Origin of the sequence: Lonsdalea britannica (assembly GCF_002111595.1) — a bacterium.
Classification (GTDB): Bacteria; Pseudomonadota; Gammaproteobacteria; order Enterobacterales; family Enterobacteriaceae; genus Lonsdalea; species Lonsdalea britannica.
The window spans coordinates 243,778-267,270 of record NZ_LUTN01000002.1 but is presented as its reverse complement, the minus strand read 5'-3'; the positions used below and the strand labels follow the sequence as shown (position 1 = coordinate 267,270).

Genomic DNA, 23,493 nt, shown 5'->3' with positions numbered 1-23,493 from the left:
TGGTTTACCCTTTCCACCGTCCGGGCATATAGGTGAATACCGGTAATTGCCATGACCAACGGATGGCCGCCAGTCGGACAGCGAGTCCAATAAGGAAGGAGATCAGTTGATTGATATCGTGATTGAGACCGACGTGCCGGAAACCGAGATAAAGCAGGGCCACCAGTAGCGAAACACAGGCATAGAGCTCTTTACGCAGCACCATCGGCGTACGGTTGCAGAAAATATCCCGTAGAATCCCACCGAAAATCCCCGTCGTCACGCCCGCGATAACCACAATCGTCAGCGAATAATTCAGATGAAGCGCCACATTGCAGCCAATAATGGTGAATGCGATGAGCCCCATCGCGTCCAGGACCAAAAACAGGCGATGCAGATGCTGCATGAAACGCGCGATGATGACGGTAAACAGACCCGCACCAACCGTGAGATAGATGTACGCCGGATGTTGTGTCCAGCCAATGGGGAAATTGCCGAGAAGAATGTCGCGGACGGTGCCGCCACCCAATGCCGTGATGAAGGCGATTAGCGAAACACCGAAAATGTCCATATTGCGGCGACCTGCCGCCAGCGCGCCGGACATCCCTTCGGCAGTAATGGCAATAAGATAGATATAGGTCAGCACACGAGCCTCTCGTAATTGTGCCCCTCCCTCTGTCCTTTTACCTGAGAGTTTGTGCAGCTTACGCCGCTTGCCCCTTCGGTGGGTTGTCTGGCAACCGCTCTCCAGTTGGCGTCTATAGAAGAATATGCAGTAAGGTGACCTGAGCGATTATGGGAGTTTGCGCCTTCGGCGGGATGGCTTGTGATGGCCTCCTCTCTCCTGCGAGTCGCGGAGTATACGGACTCTCCCGAGCGCCATCAACCCTGCAATATCGATGGTTACTATCGGCGTTTATGCCGGGTCATGACCGTGACTCACCGCCCGCATTTCTGCTACCATCTCGGCACATTTTCATTACAACGGCAGCGAACATGAAGTTTGTTTCTTTTAACATCAACGGCCTGCGGGCACGACCTCATCAACTAGCCGCAGTGGTCGAACAACATCAGCCAGACGTCATTGGTTTACAGGAAACCAAGGTACACGACGACATGTTCCCGCTGGAAGACGTCGCTCAGCATGGCTATCACGTCTTTTACCATGGACAGAAAGGCCATTACGGCGTGGCGCTGCTGACGAAGAAAGCGCCACTGGCGGTTCGACGCGGATTTCCGACCGATGAGGAAGACGCGCAGCGACGCATCATCATGGCGGATATCGACACGGTTCAGGGTCCGTTAACCGTCATCAACGGCTATTTCCCTCAGGGAGAAAGCCGCGACCATCCGACAAAGTTCCCCGCGAAAACGCGCTTTTATCAGGATTTGCAGAACTATATCGAAAACCATCACCCACAAGGGCAACCGCTGGTAATCATGGGCGATCTGAATATCAGCCCAACCGATCTGGATATTGGAATTGGGGAAGAGAACCGTAAACGCTGGCTGCGCACCGGCAAATGCTCTTTCTTGCCGGAAGAGCGTGAGTGGCTGGCCCGACTGCAAAACTGGGGACTGGTGGACACGTTCCGCGCCGCCAATCCGTCCTGTAACGACCAGTTTTCGTGGTTTGACTATCGTTCCAAAGGTTTTGATACCAACCGTGGCCTGCGCATCGACCTGATACTGGCGGACAAATCTCTGGCGGAGCGTTGCACTGGCACCGGTATTGACTACGTCATCCGCGCGATGGATAAACCATCTGATCACGCGCCTATCTGGCTGAGTTCTCACTCTAACGCGCATATTAGCGGGGCCGTCATTCCGCCCCGCCATGCGGTTATTTCACCATCCGCCACACCAGATTATTGGTGCTGAGCCGCTGCTTATCCTCAGCACACTGCAACAAAACGCCTTCCATCTTGATGACCGCTCCTTCGGAATACTGCTTGTTCTGGTAAGTGCAGCAGCGAATACATTGCTGACCGTTATCCTGTTGACCCGAATTGTTGCCGTTGCCCCAAATCACCTGCGGCGGTACCGGCACCACAATGTCCGTATTGGTATGACTTCCCGGATTGGCTTGCCCCCAGATAGGCAAAACCAGCAGCGTTGCCGCCAGAAACTGTCCCCATCGTACCGTCATGAATTTTACTCCTTCACCTTGGGCTGAGACTTACGCCGCTTGTTGGTTTTCGATTTGCCGGGCGCAGGCGGCAGGCCTCGTAATAAAGGCATACTGCCACGATGCCTGACCTGCTGGATGATGTCGCACAGAGAGTCGGTCAACGGCTGCATAAAGTCCTGATAGCGACACTGCTTTTCGCTGATTTTAGTCAGCGTGGACTCCCAATGCGCGGTCATATCCGGATGCGCCGCGCTGGGCGGCAACGAGTGAATCAGCGCTCGCCCGGTTTCGCTGGCGTGAATATAACGCCCTTTTTTCACCAGAAAAGCGCGTTTGAACAGGAGTTCGATGATCCCGGCTCTCGTCGCTTCCGTCCCTAAACCATCGGTCGCACGCAGAATTTTCTTCAGCTCTTTATCCTGTACGAACCGTGCGATGCCGGTCATGGCAGACAACAATGTAGCATCGGTAAAATGTCGCGGCGGCTGCGTCTGACGTTCTACCACCTCGCCCCGCTCGCACAATAGTTCATCGCCTTTGCTGACCACGGGCAGCGGCGTCCCTTCGTTCTCTTCATCCCGCTCTTTGCCGCCAAGCAACGTACGCCAGCCCGCTTCCGCCAGAAAACGCGCCTTAGCCACGAACTTACCGCCGGCGATATCCAGTTCGATCACACATTTGCGGAAAACCGCATCGGCGCAGAACTGCATCAGATACTGTCGGGCGACGAGTCCGTACACCTGACTTTCCTGCTGGGTCAGGGTGGTTTTGGCCGTGCGCGCCGTCGGAATGATTGCATGGTGAGCATCCACCTTGCCGTCATCCCAGCATCGATTGCGACGTTCACTATCGAAAATGGGTTCCGGCGGTTGTAAATCTGGCTGATGAACCCCTATCGCCTGCAACACGGCCTGCCGTCCCGCAAAATGCTCTTCGGGCAGATAGCGGCAATCCGAACGGGGATAGGTAATCAGCTTATGGGTTTCGTATAACCGCTGACAGGTATCCAGCACCTGCTGGGCGCTTAAGCCAAAGCGCCTCGCGGCTTCGATCTGCAACGTCGACAGCGAATACGGCAACGGTGCGATTTCTGATTCCCGTTTATCATTATAGCCGGTGACTCGCGCAGGCTGACCGGCAATACGGTTCACCACGTGCTCCGCCAGAGGCCGATGCAGCAAACGCCCTTCTTCGTCCTGATAAGGTTCGCAGGATTCGCTGGGCTGCCACAGCGCCGTAAAGCGTTCATCCGCAGGCGTCACGATGTGCGCTTTAACATCGAAAAAGTCTTTAGGCACAAAGTTCTCGATATCTTCATCGCGCCGAACCACCAGCCCCAACACGGGCGTCTGCACCCGGCCTACCGACAACACGCCGTCGTAGCCGGCATTGCGTCCGAGTATCGTGTAGGCGCGCGTCATATTGATGCCGTACAGCCAATCCGCGCGCGAGCGGGCCAGCGCCGAGACACACAATGGAATGAATTCGCGGTTTTCTCGCAGACGGGCGACCGCTCTCTCTACCGCCTGCGGGTTGAGATCGTTGATCAGGCAGCGTTGTACGCGTTGCCGTTTTTCGTCAGAGAGATCGAGGTATTCCAGCACTTCATCGACCAACAGTTGACCTTCCCGGTCGGGGTCGCCGGCATGGATCACGTCATCCGCCTGCTGTAATAGTTTTTTAATGGCATTCAGCTGCTTACTGACGGAAGGCCGCGGTTGCAGCCGCCATTTCTGCGGCACAATAGGCAGGTCGTCCAGCGCCCAGCGCGCATAGCGAGGATCGTAGGCGTCCGGCTGGGCCTGTTCCAGCAAATGGCCTACGCACCACGTCACGACGTCGTGTTGGCCGCAGGCAATATATCCCTCACCCCGCCGATGGGGTTTAGGCAAAACATCGGCGATAGCCCGCGCCAGGCTGGGCTTTTCGGCAATAAAAAGTCGCATGATTCACCGCACTACCGGCAGTTGTTATTGAGGCGCCCCTTCTCTCGTGATAAAGGGCGCGACATCGCGATTCGCCGCAGCGAAACGCATCAGAAATAGCGGACGATCTTATTCGGATCGTTCGGGGTCAGCGTCGAGGAGGCTTTCAGTTGAGGAGTACCCAAATAGAGGAATCCGACAATTTCATCCTGTGGACGACAGTCAAAGGCTTCACGCACCCGCTTGCTGTGCGTCCAGGCGCCGCTACGCCAGATACCGTTGAATCCCTGAGCCTGCGCGGCCATCTGCATGGCGTGTACGGCGCAACCCGCAGAGACCACCTGCTCCCACACGGGAACTTTGTGATTCTCTTCGCAATGCGCGATGACGGTGATAATCAGCGGCGCACGGAATGGCGACTTACGCGCCTTTTCGATCGCCGACTCATCCAGTTGGTTCTGCTGCGCCGCTTCAACCAGCACGTCGCTGAAACGACTGAGTCCTTCATCCTGAATGACAAAGAAGCGCCACGGCTGTAATGCGCCGTGGTCGGGAGCCCGCATGCCGGCATGAATGATATTGTCCAGCGCAGCGCCTGCGGGGGCCGGAGCCGTCAGTCGGGAAGCCGAACGACGATTAAGCAATAATTCCAGGGCATCCATCACACATCTCCTGTATTTCATCAGGTAGCAAGGGTTGAGACGAGATTGCGCGCAACGGTAGCACAGCCAGAAGTTTTGTTACAAGTTAACAACCTACCACACCCCGCTGGGCAAGATAAAAAGCTGACTTTTACCTGTCCGCTCATTAGGATACTAAACTGTTTTTCCCATTTTCGGAGTTATCATGCGCACGATGTGGCGGATTTTCAGCGGATTTTTTAAGTGGGGCTGGCGCCTGCTTAACTTCATCCGGGAATTCATCCTCAATATTTTCCTTATCATGCTGATCCTGGTCGGCGTCGGTATTTACAGTCAATTTAAGGCAACCCCGCCGGAAACCGCCAAGGGCGCGCTGATGTTGAACATCACCGGCGTCGTCATCGACAAACCGTCGGTCAATAATAAGCTGCGTCAGTTTGGTCGCGAGCTTTTAGGCTCCTCCGCCAACCGAAATCAGGAAAACTCGCTATTTGACGTGGTCGAGGTGATTCGGCAGGCCAAAAACGACCGCAACATTACCGGCATGGTGATGGACCTGTCCGACTTCGTCGGCGCAGATCAGCCGTCTTTACAGTATATCGGCAAAGCGTTGCGCGAATTCCGAGATGCAGGCAAGCCAATTTACGCCGTGGGCGATAACTACAACCAGCCGCAATATTATCTGGCCAGCTACGCCAACAAGATTTTCCTGACGCCTCAGGGCGGCATCGACCTGCACGGTCTGGCCACCAACAACCTGTACTATAAAACGCTGTTGGATAAGCTGAAGGTCACCACGCACATCTTCCGTGTCGGCACCTACAAATCCGCCGTTGAACCTTACATCCGGGATGACATGTCCCCTGCGGCACGCGATGCCGACGCTCGTTGGGTCAACGGTCTCTGGCAGAACTACCTGATGACGGTGGCCGCGAATCGTGAGATCACTCCTCAGCAGCTCTTCCCCGGCGCAGAAGCCCTGCTCACCGCCCTACGTTCAGTGGATGGCGACACCGCGCGCTACGCACTGGATAATAAACTGGTGGACGAAGTCGCCTCTCGTACGGCCATTGAGCAAAAGCTGATCAAGACTTTCGGCTGGGATGACAAGAATAAGGACTTTAACTACACCTCCTTGTATGACTACACGCTGAGCGATCCTCAACCGGATAACAATCAGATCGCCGTCATCTTCGCTAACGGCATGATCGTCGATGGTAATGAAGCGACCGGCTATGTGGGCGGCAATACCACTGCCGGACAAATCCGCGACGCGCGACTCGATCCGAAGGTGAAAGCGATAATCCTGCGGGTCAACAGCCCCGGCGGCAGCGTGACGGCGTCAGAACAAATTCGCGCCGAACTGGCCGCGGCACGCCAGGCGGGCAAACCGGTGGTAGTTTCAATGGGGGGTATGGCCGCCTCTGGCGGTTACTGGATCTCCACGCCGGCTAACGCCATTATCGCCAGCCCCACTACGCTCACTGGCTCCATCGGCATCTTCGGCGTGATCAACACCGTTGAGAATACTTTGGATAGCGTCGGCGTTCATACCGACGGCGTCGCCACCTCGCCTCTGGCCGATCTGTCCATGACGAAAGCACTGCCGCCGGAGTTTGGCGAACTAATGCAGGTCAACATTGAGCGAGGCTACAAAAACTTCCTCTCTTTGGTCGCTCAGTCACGGAATAAAACGCCGGAGCAGGTGGACGAAATCGCGCAGGGTCACGTCTGGATCGGCAGCGATGCTAAAGCCAACGGCCTGGTCGATACGCTCGGCGACTTCGATGATGCGGTGAAGAAAGCGGCTGAGCTGGCTAAGCTGGATCATCATCAATTGGTGTGGTTCGAAGAGAGTGATGGGCTGATGGATGCGATCTTTAGTCAGGTTCGTAGCTCAGTCTACGCACAGCTGCCGGACGCTTTGCAGACGCTGTTCCCCGCGCCTGTCGCAGAGCTGAGCGAGATGCTTCGCACTCAACCGTCCCTGTCGAATAAACTGACCGACCCGCAACATCGCTATGTGATTTGTCTCAGCTGCGGCAACGTTCGTTAATCGCACTACCCGCCCGGCGCACAATCGCCGGGCTGCTTTTCCCCTCGCTTCGCTCTATAATCCATTTTTTGATTTTGACGTAATCACATCCATGCAAAAGAAATCCATTTATGTCGCCTACACGGGCGGTACGATCGGCATGCAACATTCCGCTCAAGGCTATATCCCGGTTTCAGGCCATCTCCAGCAGCAGCTGGCGCAGATGCCCGAATTTCATCGGCCGGAAATGCCGTCCTTCACCATTCATGAATATACGCCGCTGATCGACTCCTCGGACATGACGCCGGAAGACTGGCAGATCATCGCCAACGACATCCGGCAGCATTACGATGACTATGACGGTTTCGTCATTTTGCATGGGACCGATACGATGGCCTTCACCGCGTCAGCGCTCTCGTTCATGCTGGAGAATTTGGCCAAGCCCGTTATCGTGACAGGGTCACAGATTCCGCTGGCCGAACTGCGTTCCGATGGGCAAACCAATCTGCTGAATGCGCTGTATGTAGCGGCCAACCATCCCATTAACGAAGTCAGCCTGTTTTTCAACAACAAGCTGCTGCGCGGCAACCGCACGACCAAAGCCCATGCCGACGGTTTCGATGCGTTCTCCTCCCCTAACTATCCTGTGCTGCTGGAGACCGGTATTCATATTCGCCGCCTCTCCTCGGCGCCGCTGATAGAGTCGACGGAGCCGCTGATTGTTCATGACATAACCCCTCAGCCTATTGGCGTTATCACGATTTACCCCGGCATTTCCGCGGACGTTGTGCGCAATTTCCTGCTTCAGCCGGTTCGCGCGCTGATCCTGCGCTCTTATGGCGTCGGCAACGCCCCACAGAACAAAGCGTTCCTGAAAGAGCTGCGGGAAGCGTCCGATCGCGGCATCATCGTCGTCAATCTGACGCAATGCATGTCCGGCTGCGTCAATATGGAAGGCTACGCGACAGGCAATGCCTTGTCGCAGGCGGGCGTGATCAGCGGATTCGATATGACCGTTGAAGCGACGCTCACCAAACTGCATTATCTGCTGAGTCGAGACGACCTGTCGCCTGATGATATCCGTCGTCTAATGCAGCAGGATCTGCGGGGTGAGCTCGGCAATAGCTAACATCCGGAGACAATATGAACAAAGCGCTGTTACTGATCGATTTACAGAATGACTTTTGTCCCGGCGGGGCTCTGGCCGTTGATGAGGGGGATAGCGTTATCCCGGTGGCGAACCGGATGATGGCTGCCTGCACCGCCGCCCAGATTACCGTGATCGCAAGCCTGGACTGGCATCCTGCCGATCATCGCAGCTTTGCCGTCAATTCCGGCACGACGATCGGTGAGATCGGCGAGCTGGAAGGATTGCCTCAGGTATGGTGGCCCACGCACTGCGTCGCTGGCGAAACGGGCGCGGAGTTTCACCCCGCTCTGGCGCAGCGAGCCATTGACCGAATCGTCCGTAAAGGCACCGATAGCGCCATTGACAGTTACAGCGCTTTTTTTGATAACGGTCACCGGGTCAAAACCGAACTGGACGACTGGCTGCGCGCCAATCACATCGATTCCCTTGCCATCATGGGATTGGCGACAGATTACTGTGTAAAGTACACGGTGCTGGATGCGCTGACGCTGGGGTATCGTACTGAGGTCTTGGTGGATGGCTGTCGCGGGGTCAACCTACGCCCCGCAGACAGTCAGAATGCGCTGCAGGAGATGCGAGCGCAAGGCGCGATCCTGACGGACTCACACTCTTTCATCAGCGCGCTCTCCTCCTCATAGGGCTAAAACGGCTGTGCGGTGACGATAACGTCATTCGTCCTGTGGTTTTAACACCGCAATCGACTCGGCTGAAGCGGCAAAACGTTGTTTAAGCGCCTGCTTACTTTTGATTTCGATTTCGCCCTGCTGATTGATGCTCATGTGATCCGCTTCCGCGTTATGTCGCGATTGCCACAGTAGAACCATCTGCAGGGCGTTGTCTTTCTGTTCCGACGTCAATGCCACACCGTCAGGCCATTTACCCAGCTCTACCGCCGTGACTAATCGCTGATAGATGTCCGGCGTCATCACCTTTAGTACATCCTCCATCTGCATATCCAGATTCCTTCTTGATGCGTTTTAGATTGTTGTTCAGACATTCCGCAGGGCGATTTCGTTGTCTGCATTTATTCTGGATTAGCGCCTGATTGGCCCTTAAACACCTCATCAGCTGAAACGTTTCAATTAAATAGACATCTAGCCGTCTATTTCGTGATTATTTTCAGCATTGATGAAACTCAGCGAAGCCGAGTTGACGCAATAACGTTCACCCGTGGTTTCCTTTGGACCATCAGGAAACACATGTCCGAGATGCGCATCGCAATGGCCGCAACGAATTTCCACTCGATGCATATTGTGCGAATTATCATCGAGATAACGAATGGCTTCCGCAGAGACGGGCTGATCAAAGCTGGGCCAGCCACAGCCGGAGTCAAACTTGTTGTCCGAATAAAACAGCGGTTGTTTACAACATAAACAATGGTAGACGCCGGTCTGCTTATTATGCAGCAGCTTGCCTGTGAACGGCGGTTCAGTCCCCCGCTGCTGGGTGACATATCGTTGTATTTCCGTCAGGTTATCGCGCTCAGGGGAGCCGGGAAGGTGTTTGTCCATATCATCGCTCACGAAAGAAGTTAAAACAGGTGTTAAAGAGTATAGACTGTTAGCGCTACAAAAATTTAACACTCAAAACGTTATTCGGCCTCTCATTACGATAGGCGAGCGTCTGACGGGGTGCTAATTGTGATCTGGGTCACAATAATACCCCCATCGGGTGTTCTCATCCCCGGCCAATGCTCCTATCATGTTGTCCAACAACTTAAATGACCGAATAGATGATTTATCGTGCAAGGGTTGCCCATAGTTTTGACATACAGCAACTATTGACACGATTCCGCTTGACCCTCGGGAAGGTTTTTGTAATTTTACAGCCAACCTTTTATTCACAAACCAAATAGCTGGTGGAATATATGACTATCAAAGTAGGTATCAATGGATTTGGCCGTATCGGCCGTATTGTTTTCCGCGCTGCCCAGGAGCGTTCAGACGTTGAAATCGTTGCAATCAACGATTTGTTAGATGCGGAATACATGGCTTACATGCTGAAGTATGACTCCACTCACGGCCGCTTCAACGGTACTGTTGAAGTTAAAGACGGTCACCTGGTAGTTAACGGCAAAACCATCCGTGTTACCGCAGAAAGAGATCCGGCTAACCTGAAATGGAACGAAGCAGGCGTTGACGTTGTTGCAGAAGCTACAGGTATCTTCCTGACTGACGAAACTGCACGTAAACACATCCAGGCTGGCGCGAAGAAAGTCGTACTGACTGGTCCTTCCAAAGACAGCACTCCGATGTTCGTTATGGGCGTAAACCATAAAGAATACGCGGGTCAGGATATCGTTTCTAACGCATCTTGCACCACTAACTGCCTGGCACCGCTGGCTAAAGTCATCAACGACAAATTCGGTATCGTTGAAGCGCTGATGACCACTGTTCACGCAACTACCGCGACTCAGAAAACCGTTGATGGCCCGTCTCACAAAGACTGGCGCGGCGGCCGCGGCGCATCTCAGAACATCATCCCTTCTTCTACCGGTGCTGCTAAAGCTGTAGGTAAAGTTATCCCGGCTCTGAACGGTAAACTGACTGGTATGGCGTTCCGCGTTCCTACTCCTAACGTATCCGTCGTTGACCTGACTGCACGTCTGGAAAAAGGCGCTTCTTACGACGCTATCTGTGCTGCGATCAAAGAAGCTTCTGAAGGCGAACTGAAAGGCGTTCTGGGCTACACCGAAGACGCAGTTGTTTCTACCGATTTCAACGGTGAAAAACTGACTTCCGTATTCGATGCTAAAGCCGGTATCGCTCTGAGCGACAACTTCGTGAAACTGGTTGCTTGGTACGATAACGAAACGGGTTACTCCAACAAAGTTCTGGATCTGGTTGCTCACATCTCCAAATAATGAGCTGAAGATCGGTAACTGATATCAAGGGCGACGCAAGTCGCCCTTTTTTATGCACGTTTGTTTACATGCTCGCCCCAGTGCCACGCCCCCTGCCCCAGCGGTGTTTTCATGCTTCCTCCGACAGACTTAGCTCGCCGTTTTTAATGACTTTACCGCCGCTCCGTTAGGGATGTTCTGCCGCATGCACGCCTTGTTCCGCCTGCAGCTAGTGTAGATGAGTCAATTCAGTCCGATTGAAAAATGTGATAGCCGGTACCACTATAGTTAACGCGGCTCAATGAGACAGCGAATTCCTATTGGGGAATGACGTTATGAGTGCCACAATATTCATTATCGATTTCTACTCATAGATGAATAGGCCCGCCCATGACTGATGCCATTTTCTCCCTTCCCGTCAGCAAAACCATTTCTCCCCACATCACGTTACGCCAACAGGACCAACTGTCGATCGTCGTCATCGATCATCCGCAGTTGAGAGCCGCCGTCGCGCTGCAAGGGGCTCATCTGATCGCCTGGCAGCCCACCGACGCCGCGCCGGTCATTTGGCTCAGCGACAACACGCTGTTTCAGGAAGGGAAAGCGATTCGCGGTGGGATCCCCATCTGTTTCCCGTGGTTTGGTCCCGTTGCCGAACCGAGCCACGGCTTTGCGCGCATCATGCCTTGGACCTTTTCATCGCATATTGATGATGCTGACGGCGTAACGCTGACTCTGACGCTACGGGACAATGAGGAAACGCGCGCCGTCTGGCCGCAAGCGTTTAAAGTGGATGCCCGTTTTGCACTCACTAAAACGTCTTGCGATGTTGAGCTGGAGTTCGAAGGGGAATACAGCATGACCAGCGCCCTGCACACCTATTTCAATATCGGGGACATCAGCCGCGTGAGCGTGAGCGGGCTGGGTGAGCGCTTTATCGATAAGGTCGACCCGGAAAATCCCGGTCTCCAGCAAGGCGATCTCTCGTTCCCCAACCGCACCGATAGGATCTATACCGAGCCTGAGACGATCAGTGTGATCCACGATCCGGTTCTTGAGCGCACTATAGAAGTGCACCACCATAACCATAGCGATGTCGTAGCCTGGAACCCGGGGGAGCAGTTGTCAAAAACGATGTCGGATCTCACCGATGAGGGTTACAAAACGTTCGTGTGTGTGGAAACTGCCCGTATCAGTCAACCATTTAACATCACCCGGCATGCGCCGGCTAAATTGGCGACCTCGATACGCGTTCATACCACACAGGCGAATTAATCCTTTTTTTAAATATAAAACAGCACGCTTATGGTTTCACCGTGCTGGTTATCCAAACAGACTGCGCCTCACCATAAAGCAAACGCACCGTAAACTGACGTTCACGGTGCGTTTAAAGCACAAAGATAGTGCATTCCAGCTTAGAAGGCGTAGCTGATTCCGCCGCCGAGCATCACACTATCGCTTTTCTCTACCATCGGGCTACTTTTCACTTCATCGCTAAGACGGGTGTAGCGACCGATAATCCAGGTGTTCCAGCGCGGCGTAATGGTGTACCCCACGCTCAGCTCCAGATACGGATCCCAACTGTCTCCCGGACGGTAGGTTTGAATGCCTGAACGCGCTGACTCACCGCTGCTGACGCCGTAGTAGTAGCGGTTCTGACGTTCACTCGACCAGTTAACGCCAATCCCCGGCGTAATATGCCACTGGTCAGCGTCAATGCGGTAAAGATAAGCGGTATCCCACACAATGCCATCGCTGTTGCCCAGCGTGTCAGCGGCCAGGACGCTACGAATCGTGCCCCATTGCGCATCATGACGGTAAGCCAAACCACCCATCAACGTGCCGCGGCGTTTGTCCAGCTGTTTCATACTGCCGTCGTCACTGTCGCCCGGCTTGAATCCGAACGGATTGTAGTAGGCGGTCAGAGAAAGTTTATTTTGCTCGTCATTCCACAGATAGTAGCCGCCGCCCAGCCCGCGAAAATAGAAGTTATCACTCTCATAAACCACCTGCGGGAAGGGGTAAATGTGGTTATCGTCGCCGCGATAAACCGACGTTTCCCCGATGGCGCCCACCCCCAGAGAAAAGGTATCCGCCAGTGCCGGCGACGCCGCCGTAACGCCCAGCGCCAGCATTACACCTAATGATTGAAGTTTTTTCACTGCTGACTTTCTCCTGTTCCAATCGAGCCTCCCGTAGGAGTAGGCTGACATTATGGTCACGCCGGGGAAATAACGCTACTACAGACTGAATCGGATAACTTATAACCATTTTTTCTAGTGCCGAAAAGGCGGTCTGGCATACTCGTTCAGACCCGCTGCAAAGGGGAATCGCCCCTACTTCGACAGACTGAGTCATTGAAATTTATTAAAAATCTGAAGGAAGAATAGAGGAAATTTCACCGAGGCAAACTACGCTTTAAATTGAAGAGGACATTCCCTTACCGTGCACGCCGATGTTGAACCTGCGCGGCGCGTCACAAGTTGGCATAAGGGTTGCTGTACTCTGAAGGGGAATTCTTCTTTAGGAGAGCCAACCATTATATAGACGGTATTCATACTCTCGCTCTCTTATTCTGTGTTGTTAATCGACGAAGGACGGGCATCGCTATGAACATATTTGATCATTACCGTCAGCGCTACGACGCTGCCAAGGACGAAGAGTTCACACTGCAAGAGTTCCTTAACATCTGCCAGCAGGATCGCAGTGCTTACGCGAATGCTGCCGAAAGATTGTTAATGGCTATCGGTGATCCAGTCATGGTGGACACCGCGCAAGAACCGCGTCTTTCCCGTTTATTTTCCAACCGGGTCATAGCCCGCTACCCTGCTTTCGAAGAGTTTTACGGTATGGAAGAAGCGATCGAGCAAATCGTCGCTTATCTCCGCCATGCTGCTCAAGGTTTAGAAGAGAAGAAACAGATTCTGTATCTGCTCGGCCCCGTGGGCGGGGGGAAATCCTCTCTCGCCGAACGGTTAAAAGCCTGATGCAGCTGGTGCCCATCTATGTACTCAGCGCCGACGGCGAACGCAGCCCGGTCAACGACCATCCGCTAAGCCTATTCAACCCGCATGAAGACGCCGCCATATTGGAAAAAGAGTATGGCGTGCCACGTCGTTATCTCGGCACCATTATGTCGCCGTGGGCGGCCAAGCGACTTCAGGAATTCGGTGGCGACATCACCAAGTTCCGCGTCGTCAAAGTCTGGCCTTCCATTCTGGCGCAGCTGGCTATTGCCAAGACCGAGCCTGGCGATGAGAACAACCAGGACATTTCCGCGCTGGTCGGGAAAGTGGATATCCGCAAACTGGAGCATTTCGCCCAGAACGATCCTGATGCCTATGGCTACTCCGGCGCACTCTGCCGCGCCAACCAAGGCATCATGGAATTCGTGGAGATGTTCAAAGCCCCGATCAAAGTCCTCCACCCCCTGTTGACCGCGACGCAGGAAGGCAACTACAACGGGACGGAAGGGATTGCCGCCCTGCCGTTCAACGGCATCATATTGGCTCACTCCAACGAATCGGAATGGGTACAGTTCCGCAACAACAAAAATAACGAGGCTTTCCTCGACCGTGTGTATATCGTCAAGGTGCCTTACTGCCTGCGCGTGTCGGAAGAGGTCAAAATCTACGACAAGCTGCTGCAAAACAGCGAGCTGAGCCAATCGCCATGCGCCCCCGGCACACTGGAAACCTTGGCGCGTTTCTCTATCTTGTCGCGACTGAAAGATCCTGAAAACTCCAGCACCTATTCGAAGATGCGGGTTTACGACGGGGAAAGCCTGAAAGATACGGATCCGAAAGCCAAGTCTTATCAGGAATACCGCGACTATGCGGGCGTCGATGAAGGCATGCAGGGATTGTCCACGCGTTTTGCCTTTAAGATTCTCGCGCGTATTCAACTTCGATCATAGCGAAGTCGCCGCTAACCCAGTGCACCTGTTCTATGTATTGGAACAGCAGATTGAACGCGAACAGTTCCCGCAGGACGTCGCGGAAAAATATCTGGAGCACCTGAAAGGCTATTTGATTCCTAAATACGCGGAGTTCATTGGTAAAGAGATTCAGACCGCCTATCTCGAATCGTATTCGGAATACGGCCAGAACATCTTTGATCGTTATGTCACCTACGCTGACTTCTGGATTCAGGATCAGGAATATCGCGATCCCGATACCGGGCAGCTGTTTGACCGTGAAGCGCTCAACAGCGAGCTGGAAAAAATCGAGAAACCGGCAGGCATCAGCAACCCTAAAGACTTCCGTAATGAAATCGTCAACTTCGTGCTGCGCGCGCGCGCGGGCAACAACGGGCGCAATCCTAACTGGACCAGCTACGAGAAATTGCGCACGGTGATCGAGAAGAAAATGTTCTCCAACACCGAAGAGCTGCTGCCGGTAATTTCATTCAACACGAAAACTTCTACCGAGGAGCAGAAAAAACACGATGACTTCGTCGACCGTATGATGGAAAAAGGCTATACCCGCAAGCAGGTTCGATTGTTATGCGAATGGTACCTGCGCGTGAGAAAGTCGTCTTAATGCGACAGACCGACAGGCAACGTCGTTTGGGGGAAACATGGCTTATTTCATCGATCGCCGGCTAAACGGTAAAAACAAAAGCGCGGTTAACCGCCAGCGCTTTATACGCCGCTATAAGTCGCAGATAAAACATTCGATCGCCGATGCCATTAACAAGCGTTCGGTAACCGATGTGGACAATGGGGAGTCAATCACGATTCCTAATTCGGATATCAGTGAGCCGATGTTCCATCAGGGCCGCGGTGGCGTACGCCACCGCGTACACCCTGGCAACGACCACTTCGTGCAGAATGACAAAATCGAGCGGCCGCAGGGAGGCGGTGGCGGCGGTTCCGGTCAGGGTGAAGCGAGCCAGGACGGCGAAGGCCAGGACGATTTCGTTTTTCAGATCTCCAAAGACGAATATCTTGACCTGTTGTTCGAGGATTTGGCGCTTCCCAACCTGAAAAAAACCGAACATCGCCAGATGGCGGAGTACAAGAACCATCGCGCGGGCTACACCTCAAACGGCGTGCCCGCCAACATCAGCGTTGTACGTTCGTTGCAGAACTCCCTCGCCCGCCGTATGGCGATGACGGCGGGAAAACGGCGCGAGTTGAGTGCGTTGGAGGAAAATCTCGCGTTGCTGAAGAACTCCGAGCCCGCCCAGCTTTTGGAAGAGGAGCGGCTGCGCGCGGAGATCGCCGAACTTCGACAGCGCATTGCGCGCGTACCGTTTATCGATACGTTCGACCTCCGTTACAAGAACTTCGAGCGCCGACCGGAGCCTTCCAGTCAGGCGGTGATGTTCTGTCTAATGGATGTTTCCGGCTCTATGGATCAAGCCACCAAGGATATCGCCAAACGGTTCTACATCCTGCTGTACCTGTTCCTCAGCCGGTCTTACCGGAATGTGGATGTGGTCTATATCCGGCACCATACGCAGGCCAAGGAAGTGGACGAGGAGGAGTTCTTCTACTCGCAGGAAACCGGCGGCACGATTGTGTCGAGCGCCCTGAAATTGATGGAGGACGTCGTCAAGGAGCGTTACGACCCCGCGCTGTGGAACATCTATGCCGCGCAGGCGTCGGACGGCGATAACTGGGCGGACGACTCACCGCTATGCCACGATTTGCTGGCCAGTCATCTACTGCCGTTCGTGCGCTACTACAGCTACATCGAGATCACGCGGCGTTCTCATCAAACATTGTGGCGTGAATATGAACGCCTGCAGGAAAAGTACGAGAACTTCGCCATGCAGCATATTCGCGATCAGGACGATATTTATCCTGTCTTCCGCGAGCTGTTTCACAAACAAACCGTCAACAACTGACCCCTATTCAGCCAGCAGCAACCGTGCTGGCTGATTTTCTTCATTCCATCATCTTCAGAATTTCCCTCAAGCAAACTTCCGCCGTGCATGCATACCGCTTTATCTTTGATGATGGAATTGTTATGTTATCACATATCAATAGCCACCTATGTGAGTCCGCCTCGTGCTTGACGTTACCCACCTGCAGTTAGCGATCCAGGGCCAGACAAAAGTTCACGACATCAGCTTTTCTCTCGCCGCCGGCGAACGCGTCGGCTTACTGGGCGCCTCCGGTTCCGGGAAATCGCTCACCGCCCGTGCGTTACTGGGCGCACTCCCCGCCAGCACCCAGGTGAGCGGCAGTATTCAATTCTGCGATGAAGAGATCGCTCACCGTCCGGTACAGCGGCGTCCTGCCCGGTGCCGTCCCGCCGCCTTATTTCAAGACGCTTCGACGGCGCTCAATCCGCTGGTCACGGTAGAAAAACAGCTGCGAATGGCGATGCAGCCAACCGTTCTCGATCATCATCAGGCGCGTCAGTCGCTTCGCGCCCTGCTGCTCTCCGTCGGTTTTGACGATCCCGAGGCGATTCTTCCTCGCTATCCCGGAGAGTTGTCTGGCGGCCAGCGTCAGCGCGTATGCCTTTCGCTAGCGTTGCTGTGCCAACGCCCCCTGTTGATTGCCGACGAACCCACCACCGCACTCGATGTCATTTCACAGGCACAGGTCTTGAGCACGCTGCGGGCCTATAGTTGCAGCAACCCGGATTCCGCATTGTTGTTTATCACGCACGACATCGCCGTGGCCGCCTCACTGTGTCATCGCCTGCTGGTCATGAAGGACGGACATCTCGTCGAACAGGGGGATACCCGCACGGTGATCGAGCATCCGCAGCATGACTACACACGCGCTCTGGTGCAGGCCGCTCGGCAGCTAGACCAAGCGTTGACTATCTCCTCGCTACCGACGCTGCAATGGGCAAGCTAATCCGATGATCACGCCCTTTCTTCAACTGTCACAGGTCGCGCATCGATACCCTCAGCCCAGTCATTGGCTACAGCGGCCACGATTTTATCAGGCGCTAAGCGACATCAGTCTGAAATTCCACGATGGAGAACGTATCGGATTGGTGGGCGCTTCCGGCTCAGGGAAATCCACGCTGCTCAACGCGATGCTGGCGTTGGAGAAGCTGTCCGAGGGCGAGATACGCTGTGATGGTCGCCTTGTACGGCCCGGCCGCGCATCAGCTCTGCGCTGGTATCGCCAACGCGTGCAGTACATCCCGCAAGATCCCGCGGGATCGCTGGCGCCGCACCTAAACGTCTTCGAACTTATCGCCGCGCCGCTAAGACAACTCGGATATCGCGGAAAGATAGAGCATCTCGTGCATGAAGCGCTCGAACAGGTCGCGTTGCCGCCGGATTTACTAACGAGAAACGCGCAGGCGTTGTCCGGCGGACAGGCCCAGCGAGTGGCGATAGCCCGCGCTATCGCTTTAAAACCCCGCTTTCTGCTGGCCGACGAACCGCTCAGCGGGCTGGATCTCCCGCTCCGCCAGCAGATCATCACGTTGCTGGATCAGATGGCCCGCCGTCATCAGATGGGCCTGCTGGTCGTCTCGCACGATATTTCCGCCGTCGCGACGCTGTGCGAACGGGTATTGGTCATGCATCAAGGCCGCATCGTGGAAGATCGCCCGCTTGCTCAGCTCCTGACACAACCCGCTCACCCCCACAGTGCCGCGCTATTGGCCGCCGTCCCCATGCTATCAACCGAACAGCCGCCGACGCGCTATTAAAATAAGAAGGATTTTTGTATGAAGCTCCTTTTATCGCTTAAACGCCCTTCCCCGGCCTGGTTAATCGGCAGTTTGCTACTTGCCGGTTGTTTCGACACGGAAACGCCGACCACGGAGGGGGCCGACTCACCGCGTATCCGTGTGGCTATGCTGCTGCCGCCACGCTCTGCGTTGTCTCCCTTCAGCGATGACGCCTTTAAACTATCCCGCTGGAGCACCGCCGAAACCTTGGTCAAGCTGGACGCGAATGGAGACGCGCAGCCAGCGCTGGCAACCCAATGGCAACAGCAGGACGAAACGACCTGGCAGTTTAGCCTGCGCCCCGGCGTCGAATTTCATGATAGCAGCAGCATGGATGCGGCATCGGTGGTCAACGCGCTGACGGCGGCGACACGCGCGGTTCCTAAGCCGCGCATTTTGGACGGCGTCGAACTGACGATTCGGGCCGACGGCGATCGTGCCGTCATCATCAAAACGACGCGCCCCGACCCGCTATTACCGCAACGTTTATCCAGTCCCCAGTTGGCGATCCTCTCGCCCGCCGCCTATGGAAAAAACGGTATCGTGAATCCCCTCAATGCCGGAACCGGCCCGTTTGTGCTGACCCGCGTTAACGGCACGTCCAGCGCGCATCTCGACCGATTCGAGCACTATTGGGGAACACCCGCGGCTGCGCCCGGTATCGACGTTGATTTTGTACCGGACGGCGCCGCGCGTGCCGCGGCGCTGCGTACGCATTCAGCGGATGTCGTCGAGACCATCCCCGTCTCTCAGGCGCCGTTACTTGACGCGAGCCGCGTGCATGAAGTCCCGATGCCGCGCACCAATACGCTGTACCTGAATACCCGCCGCGGCGCATTTAGCGATCCGGCGCTGCGCGCTGCCGCACGCGACGCCATTGATCGCAAGGCGCTGGTGGATGGCGTCTATGAACAGCGGGCGGATGTGGCCGTCGGGCTACTGGGGCCAGCGTTGCCGTGGGCGGCCCCGCTACGTCAGCCTGTCACCTCGCCGACGCCTGCCGGAGCCCCCCATGGCGCGACCATTACGCTGGCGACCTTCAGCGACCGTACCGAGCTGCCGGAAGTCGCCGTTTATCTGGCGCAACAGCTCAGTGCAGCCGGCTTCACCGTCAAACAAGAGGTACGTGAATACGCGCAGATAGAGTCTGACGCGCTGGCCGGCAAATTCGATGCTTTCATTCTGTCCCGGGCGACGGTTTTGGACTCTGGCGATCCGGTAGCTTACATGTACAGCGATTTCGCCTGCCATGGTTCTTTCAATATCTCGCAGCTCTGTCACCCCGACATCGACCATGCCTTACAGGAGGCGGCTGGAATACCGGCAGGCGAGGCTCGTCGGCGAGCCATCATGCGCGCCGAAAGACACATTCTTGCCACCGATGCCGCCATACCGCTACTGCATGAACGGGTTATTCAGGGCGAGTCTGTTCGGGCGCGTCAGGTTATGCGCGATCCACGAGAGCGGGAGTTGATTACCCCGCAGACCGTGCTTAATGAGGCGCAGCCAATACCATGATCGAACCGATGGTTTGTCGAGACTGCGCCCGCACGTCCACCCAAGCCGCGCTGGCAGGACCGGGGCTAGCCCTATTGTCCCGTGTGTTGATGGCCGCAGGCATTGTAACGCTGATCGGACTCTTACCCTGGCTTTCGGGCAGCGATCCAGCGCTTACTCTCCTGCGCGCGCGCTCCGGAGAGCAGGAAGCCACAGAGGAAGCGTTGACGGCGATCCGCCAGCATTACGGGCTTGACCAGGGACCATTCCCCCTGCTGTGGCGATGGCTCATCGGTCTGCTGCATGGCGATGCCGGTGTTTCCTGGGTATCCGGCAACCCGGTGCTGCCGGGCATGTTGTCGGCCACCAGCGTCTCGTTACTGCTGATGAGCTGCGCGCTGCTGGTCGCCTTCATGGTGACGATCTTGCTGTGCGCGCCCACGGTGATCCGGGGGCTTCGCGGCGATAGCCGGAGCGGCAGCGGACTTCTCGCCGTCGCCCTCACCGCCATGCCGGAGTTTTTATTGGCGGCCTTTCTGCTGCTCGCCGGTGCCGTATGGTTGCATCTGTTTCCGCCCTACGGCTGGCGTGGCTGGGAGTTCGCCGTACTGCCCGCGCTGGCATTGGGACTCCCCGCGGGTGGACTGCTGGGAAAACTGTTCAGCGACACGCTGGCGTCCACCTTTGCCGAGCCCTGGTTAATCACATGGCATGTCGCCGGATTCTCGCGCTCGGCATGCCTGTTGGCCGTCATTCGACGCACTCTTCCGGCAGTTCTGCCTCAGGTCGGGCTGGTATTAGTCGGATTGACCGGTGGCGCGGTGGCCGTCGAAAAAGTCTTTGCGATTCCCGGATTAGGACGCGCCACGTTAGGCGCCTCCGCCGCGCAGGATCTGCCCGCGTTACAGTGCGGCATTCTGCTTCTGCTGCTGATCGCCACGGCGACGGGCGGCGGTATTGCTCTGCTGCGCCATGCGCTATTGGGTCGTGCGACCGCGACGGCATCTTTGCCGGTCCCGATCAATGCCTCTCCAGTCCGCCCGAGTGCTTTCTGGGTCCCCGCGCTGGCGGGAGGTCTGCTGACGCTGCTGCTGGTTGTCGGGCTTCCGCGCGACCCACTCTCTTCGGACTTCCTGCGCCTGCAGGCACCTTCGCTGAGGCTGCCTTTTGGCGCGGACGCGACCGGGCGCGACCTGTTGGCCCGCGTCGCCCACGGCGCGATCGTCACCTTACTGACGGCTCTGGTCGTCACGCTGGCCAGCCTGGCGGTCGGAATAACCGTCGGTCTGTTTCCCCGGTTATTTACCGGACCGATTGAAATGACGAACGCTCTGCCGCCCGTCATTTCGGGTATGGTGGTGACCGCGCTGTATGGGCCTTCTATCCTTGGCGCGGCCATCGCCGTTATGTTGGTCAGTTGGGCGCCGCTGGCCGCGCATACCGCCGCGCTGGTAACCGAAATTCACGCACGCCCCTATGTACGCCTAGCCCCCATTTTGGGGATGGGACGCCGTCAGTGCCTGATACGTTATATCTTGCCGGGCCTGCTGGGACCGCTCATGCGCCACGCCATGTTACGCCTGCCGGGCATCGCGCTGGCGCTGGCTTCTCTGGGGTTTTTGGGCCTGGGACAACAGCCGCCCGCACCTGAATGGGGACGAATTCTGGCGGAAGGCATGCCGTATGTCGAACGGGCACCCTGGAGCGTCGTCGCGCCGGTCAGCGCATTGATTCTGCTCTCGGTGCTGATGGTTTCGCTGAGTCACCTATCACGCCGCTAATAGTGTGACGCATCGCCCGCGGGATTCGTTCCCCGGGCCGTGCGCACCATCTCAGCCGCGCGAATATTCTCCCCACAGTGAAAGCCGTATAACAAACTGAGTTCACTTCCCAACGCGGCTTTCCGACACACGAATTTGCGTTGATATAGCTTTTATTTATTACGCGGATGAGACGACAGGGACGTAAGATGAATCACTCGCCAACCGAATAATACACATCCATGGCACTGATTTTTCAGATTGAACTACGATTAAAAAGTGTCACACGCTAATGTGGTGACAAGTAATTGTGAGGGCGCGCAGATGGCTGTATCAATTGATGATCGGGTAAGAAACCCACAATGTCTGAGCGATGGGCCAGACTGGACGTTTGACTTGCTTCAGGACTATCTGGATGAAATCGACCGGATCGCCAAGTCATATCGGTTAGACACCTACCCCCACCAGATTGAAATTATCACTTCCGAGCAGATGATGGATGCCTACTCCAGCATCGGCATGCCCATCAACTATACGCACTGGTCGTTTGGCAAGAAGTTCATCGAAACCGAACAGCTTTATAAGCACGGGCAGCAAGGGCTGGCGTATGAGATCGTCATCAACTCCAACCCGTGTATCGCCTACCTGATGGAAGAGAACACCATGACCATGCAGGCGCTGGTTATCGCGCACGCCTGCTACGGCCATAACTCTTTTTTCAAAGGCAACTACCTGTTCCGCAGTTGGACCGACGCCAGTTCCATCGTGGACTATCTGATTTTCGCCCGTCAGTACATCGCGCGCTGCGAAGAACGCTACGGCGTGGTGGAAGTCGAACGCCTGCTGGACTCGTGTCACGCCCTGATGAACTACGGCGTGGATCGCTATAAACGTCCGCAGAAAATCTCGCTGGAAGAAGAGCAGCTGCGGCAGAAAAGTCGTGAAGCCTACCTGCAAAGTCAGGTGAACGATCTTTGGAAAACCCTGCCGCGCCGCGAGCTCGAATCCGCGCCGGAAAAAACGCCGCGTTACCCCACGGAGCCGCAGGAAAACCTGCTCTACTTTATGGAGAAGAACGCGCCGCTGCTGGAACCCTGGCAACGTGAAGTCTTGCGCATCGTGCGTAAAGTCAGTCAGTATTTCTACCCGCAGAAGCAGACGCAGGTCATGAACGAAGGCTGGGCGACCTTCTGGCATTACACCATCCTGAATCACCTGTACGACGAGGGCAAAGTCTCCGACCGCTTTATGATGGAGTTTTTGCACAGCCACACCAACGTGGTCTATCAGCCGCCGTATAACAGCCCTTATTACAGCGGTATCAACCCGTATGCGCTGGCTTCGCCATGTTCCAGGATATCAAGCGCATCTGTCAGGAACCCACGGAGGAAGATCGCTACTGGTTCCCGGATATCGCCGGTGCAGACTGGTTGGACACGCTGCATTTCGCGATGCAAAACTTCAAAGACGAAAGCTTTATCAGCCAGTTCCTGTCGCCGAAGGTGATGCGTGATTTCCGGTTGTTTACCGTGTTGGATGATGACAGTAATAACTACCTGGAGATTGCGGCCATCCACAACGAGGAAGGCTACAAGAAAATTCGTCAGGAGCTCTCAGCTCAGTACAACCTGAGTAATATCGAACCCAACATACAGATTTGGAATGTCGACCTGCGCGGTAGCCGCTCGATGACATTGCGCTATATCCCGCAGAACCGGGCCCCGCTTGATAAGAGCAGCCATGAAGTGATGAAACACGTTTATCGACTGTGGGGTTTTGAAGTGTTTATGGAGCAGTTGAATGACGATGGCAGCGTAGAGCTTATTGACCGCTGCCCGCCACGCAATCAGCCCTAGTCGTTAAACCGATGAAGCAACGGGT

At 55.5% G+C, this 23,493-nt stretch carries 17 protein-coding genes, 3 pseudogenes and 2 riboswitches; of the genes and pseudogenes, 13 read left to right on the top strand and 7 right to left on the bottom strand.

What is annotated here, in order from left to right; translation table 11 throughout:
- Window positions 1–4 precede the first annotated feature (4 nt).
- The gene (locus tag AU509_RS02665; RefSeq protein WP_085651381.1) at window positions 5–625 is read right to left on the bottom strand and encodes a trimeric intracellular cation channel family protein; all 621 of its coding nucleotides are present in this window, start codon (window positions 623–625) and stop codon (window positions 5–7) included.
- Between the two features lie 19 nt (window positions 626–644).
- Window positions 645–740: riboswitch (glycine riboswitch) on the bottom strand.
- 2 nt (window positions 741–742) lie between these two features.
- A riboswitch (glycine riboswitch) is annotated at window positions 743–836 on the bottom strand.
- 139 nt (window positions 837–975) lie between these two features.
- On the opposite strand from AU509_RS02665, the pseudogene xthA reads away from it, so the two are divergent.
- Window positions 976–1,764, top strand: a pseudogene (xthA, locus tag AU509_RS02660) (exodeoxyribonuclease III); the annotation flags it as partial.
- Window positions 1,765–1,822: 58 nt separating this feature from the next.
- Here the strand turns inward: xthA and AU509_RS02655 are convergent.
- The 3 genes from AU509_RS02655 to AU509_RS02645 form a co-directional block, all read right to left on the bottom strand.
- The gene (locus AU509_RS02655) at window positions 1,823–2,128 is read right to left on the bottom strand and encodes a DUF1496 domain-containing protein (protein ID WP_085651383.1); all 306 of its coding nucleotides are present in this window, start codon (window positions 2,126–2,128) and stop codon (window positions 1,823–1,825) included.
- A gap of 5 nt (window positions 2,129–2,133) precedes the next feature.
- Complete coding sequence (locus AU509_RS02650) at window positions 2,134–4,056, bottom strand: DNA topoisomerase III (protein WP_094117587.1); 1,923 nt, start codon at window positions 4,054–4,056, stop codon at window positions 2,134–2,136.
- Between the two features lie 89 nt (window positions 4,057–4,145).
- Window positions 4,146–4,697, bottom strand: a complete 552-nt coding sequence (locus tag AU509_RS02645) for an NAD(P)H nitroreductase (protein ID WP_094117586.1) — start codon at window positions 4,695–4,697, stop codon at window positions 4,146–4,148.
- A 184-nt stretch (window positions 4,698–4,881) separates the two neighbouring features.
- Here AU509_RS02645 and sppA point away from each other — a divergent pair, with 184 nt between their 5' ends.
- The 3 genes from sppA (at window position 4,882) to pncA (ending at window position 8,499) form a co-directional block, all read left to right on the top strand.
- Window positions 4,882–6,732: a signal peptide peptidase SppA gene (sppA, locus tag AU509_RS02640; protein ID WP_094117585.1), complete on the top strand. Its 1,851-nt coding sequence runs from the start codon at window positions 4,882–4,884 to the stop codon at window positions 6,730–6,732.
- Between the two features lie 91 nt (window positions 6,733–6,823).
- On the top strand, window positions 6,824–7,840 hold the full coding sequence (gene ansA / locus AU509_RS02635; RefSeq protein ID WP_085651387.1) for an asparaginase: 1,017 nt from the start codon (window positions 6,824–6,826) through the stop codon (window positions 7,838–7,840).
- A gap of 14 nt (window positions 7,841–7,854) precedes the next feature.
- Entirely contained in the window at window positions 7,855–8,499 is a 645-nt protein-coding gene (gene pncA / locus AU509_RS02630; protein ID WP_094117584.1) for a bifunctional nicotinamidase/pyrazinamidase, read from the top strand.
- A 30-nt stretch (window positions 8,500–8,529) separates the two neighbouring features.
- Here pncA and AU509_RS02625 read toward each other — a convergent pair whose 3' ends face one another.
- Together AU509_RS02625 and msrB are read right to left on the bottom strand one after the other, a co-directional pair.
- Window positions 8,530–8,814 (bottom strand): YeaC family protein, encoded by a 285-nt coding sequence (locus AU509_RS02625; RefSeq protein ID WP_094117583.1) that lies wholly within the window; start codon window positions 8,812–8,814, stop codon window positions 8,530–8,532.
- A 141-nt stretch (window positions 8,815–8,955) separates the two neighbouring features.
- Window positions 8,956–9,372, bottom strand: coding sequence for a peptide-methionine (R)-S-oxide reductase MsrB (gene msrB / locus AU509_RS02620; RefSeq protein ID WP_085651390.1), 417 nt, complete (start codon window positions 9,370–9,372; stop codon window positions 8,956–8,958).
- Window positions 9,373–9,728: 356 nt separating this feature from the next.
- Between msrB and gapA the strand changes: the two genes are divergently transcribed.
- Together gapA and AU509_RS02610 are read left to right on the top strand one after the other, a co-directional pair.
- Window positions 9,729–10,724 carry a glyceraldehyde-3-phosphate dehydrogenase gene (gene gapA / locus AU509_RS02615; protein WP_085651391.1) on the top strand — a complete coding sequence of 332 codons (996 nt, stop codon included), beginning with the start codon at window positions 9,729–9,731 and terminating at the stop codon, window positions 10,722–10,724.
- 369 nt (window positions 10,725–11,093) lie between these two features.
- Window positions 11,094–11,978: a D-hexose-6-phosphate mutarotase gene (locus tag AU509_RS02610; RefSeq protein WP_094117582.1), complete on the top strand. Its 885-nt coding sequence runs from the start codon at window positions 11,094–11,096 to the stop codon at window positions 11,976–11,978.
- 140 nt (window positions 11,979–12,118) lie between these two features.
- Here the strand turns inward: AU509_RS02610 and AU509_RS02605 are convergent, their stop codons facing one another.
- Window positions 12,119–12,838: a MipA/OmpV family protein gene (locus AU509_RS02605; protein ID WP_100053495.1), complete on the bottom strand. Its 720-nt coding sequence runs from the start codon at window positions 12,836–12,838 to the stop codon at window positions 12,119–12,121.
- Window positions 12,839–13,312: 474 nt separating this feature from the next.
- On the opposite strand from AU509_RS02605, the pseudogene AU509_RS02595 reads away from it, so the two are divergent.
- The 7 genes and pseudogenes from AU509_RS02595 to AU509_RS02565 all read left to right on the top strand — a co-directional run bounded on the left by AU509_RS02595 (window position 13,313) and on the right by AU509_RS02565 (window position 23,468).
- Window positions 13,313–15,244, top strand: a pseudogene (locus AU509_RS02595) (PrkA family serine protein kinase).
- 37 nt (window positions 15,245–15,281) lie between these two features.
- The gene (locus AU509_RS02590) at window positions 15,282–16,556 is read left to right on the top strand and encodes a YeaH/YhbH family protein (protein ID WP_094117579.1); all 1,275 of its coding nucleotides are present in this window, start codon (window positions 15,282–15,284) and stop codon (window positions 16,554–16,556) included.
- 163 nt (window positions 16,557–16,719) lie between these two features.
- Window positions 16,720–17,523, top strand: coding sequence for an ATP-binding cassette domain-containing protein (locus AU509_RS02585; protein ID WP_099045359.1), 804 nt, complete (start codon window positions 16,720–16,722; stop codon window positions 17,521–17,523).
- 4 nt (window positions 17,524–17,527) lie between these two features.
- A complete protein-coding gene (locus AU509_RS02580) occupies window positions 17,528–18,334 on the top strand; it encodes an ABC transporter ATP-binding protein (protein ID WP_085651395.1) in 807 nt (268 codons plus the stop codon).
- An 18-nt stretch (window positions 18,335–18,352) separates the two neighbouring features.
- Window positions 18,353–19,873, top strand: coding sequence for an ABC transporter substrate-binding protein (locus AU509_RS02575; RefSeq protein ID WP_094117578.1), 1,521 nt, complete (start codon window positions 18,353–18,355; stop codon window positions 19,871–19,873).
- A complete protein-coding gene (locus AU509_RS02570; protein WP_094117577.1) occupies window positions 19,870–21,633 on the top strand; it encodes an ABC transporter permease subunit in 1,764 nt (587 codons plus the stop codon). The genes AU509_RS02575 and AU509_RS02570 overlap by 4 nt, the downstream gene beginning before the upstream one ends.
- A gap of 303 nt (window positions 21,634–21,936) precedes the next feature.
- A pseudogene (locus AU509_RS02565) lies at window positions 21,937–23,468 on the top strand (SpoVR family protein).
- Window positions 23,469–23,493 lie beyond the last annotated feature (25 nt).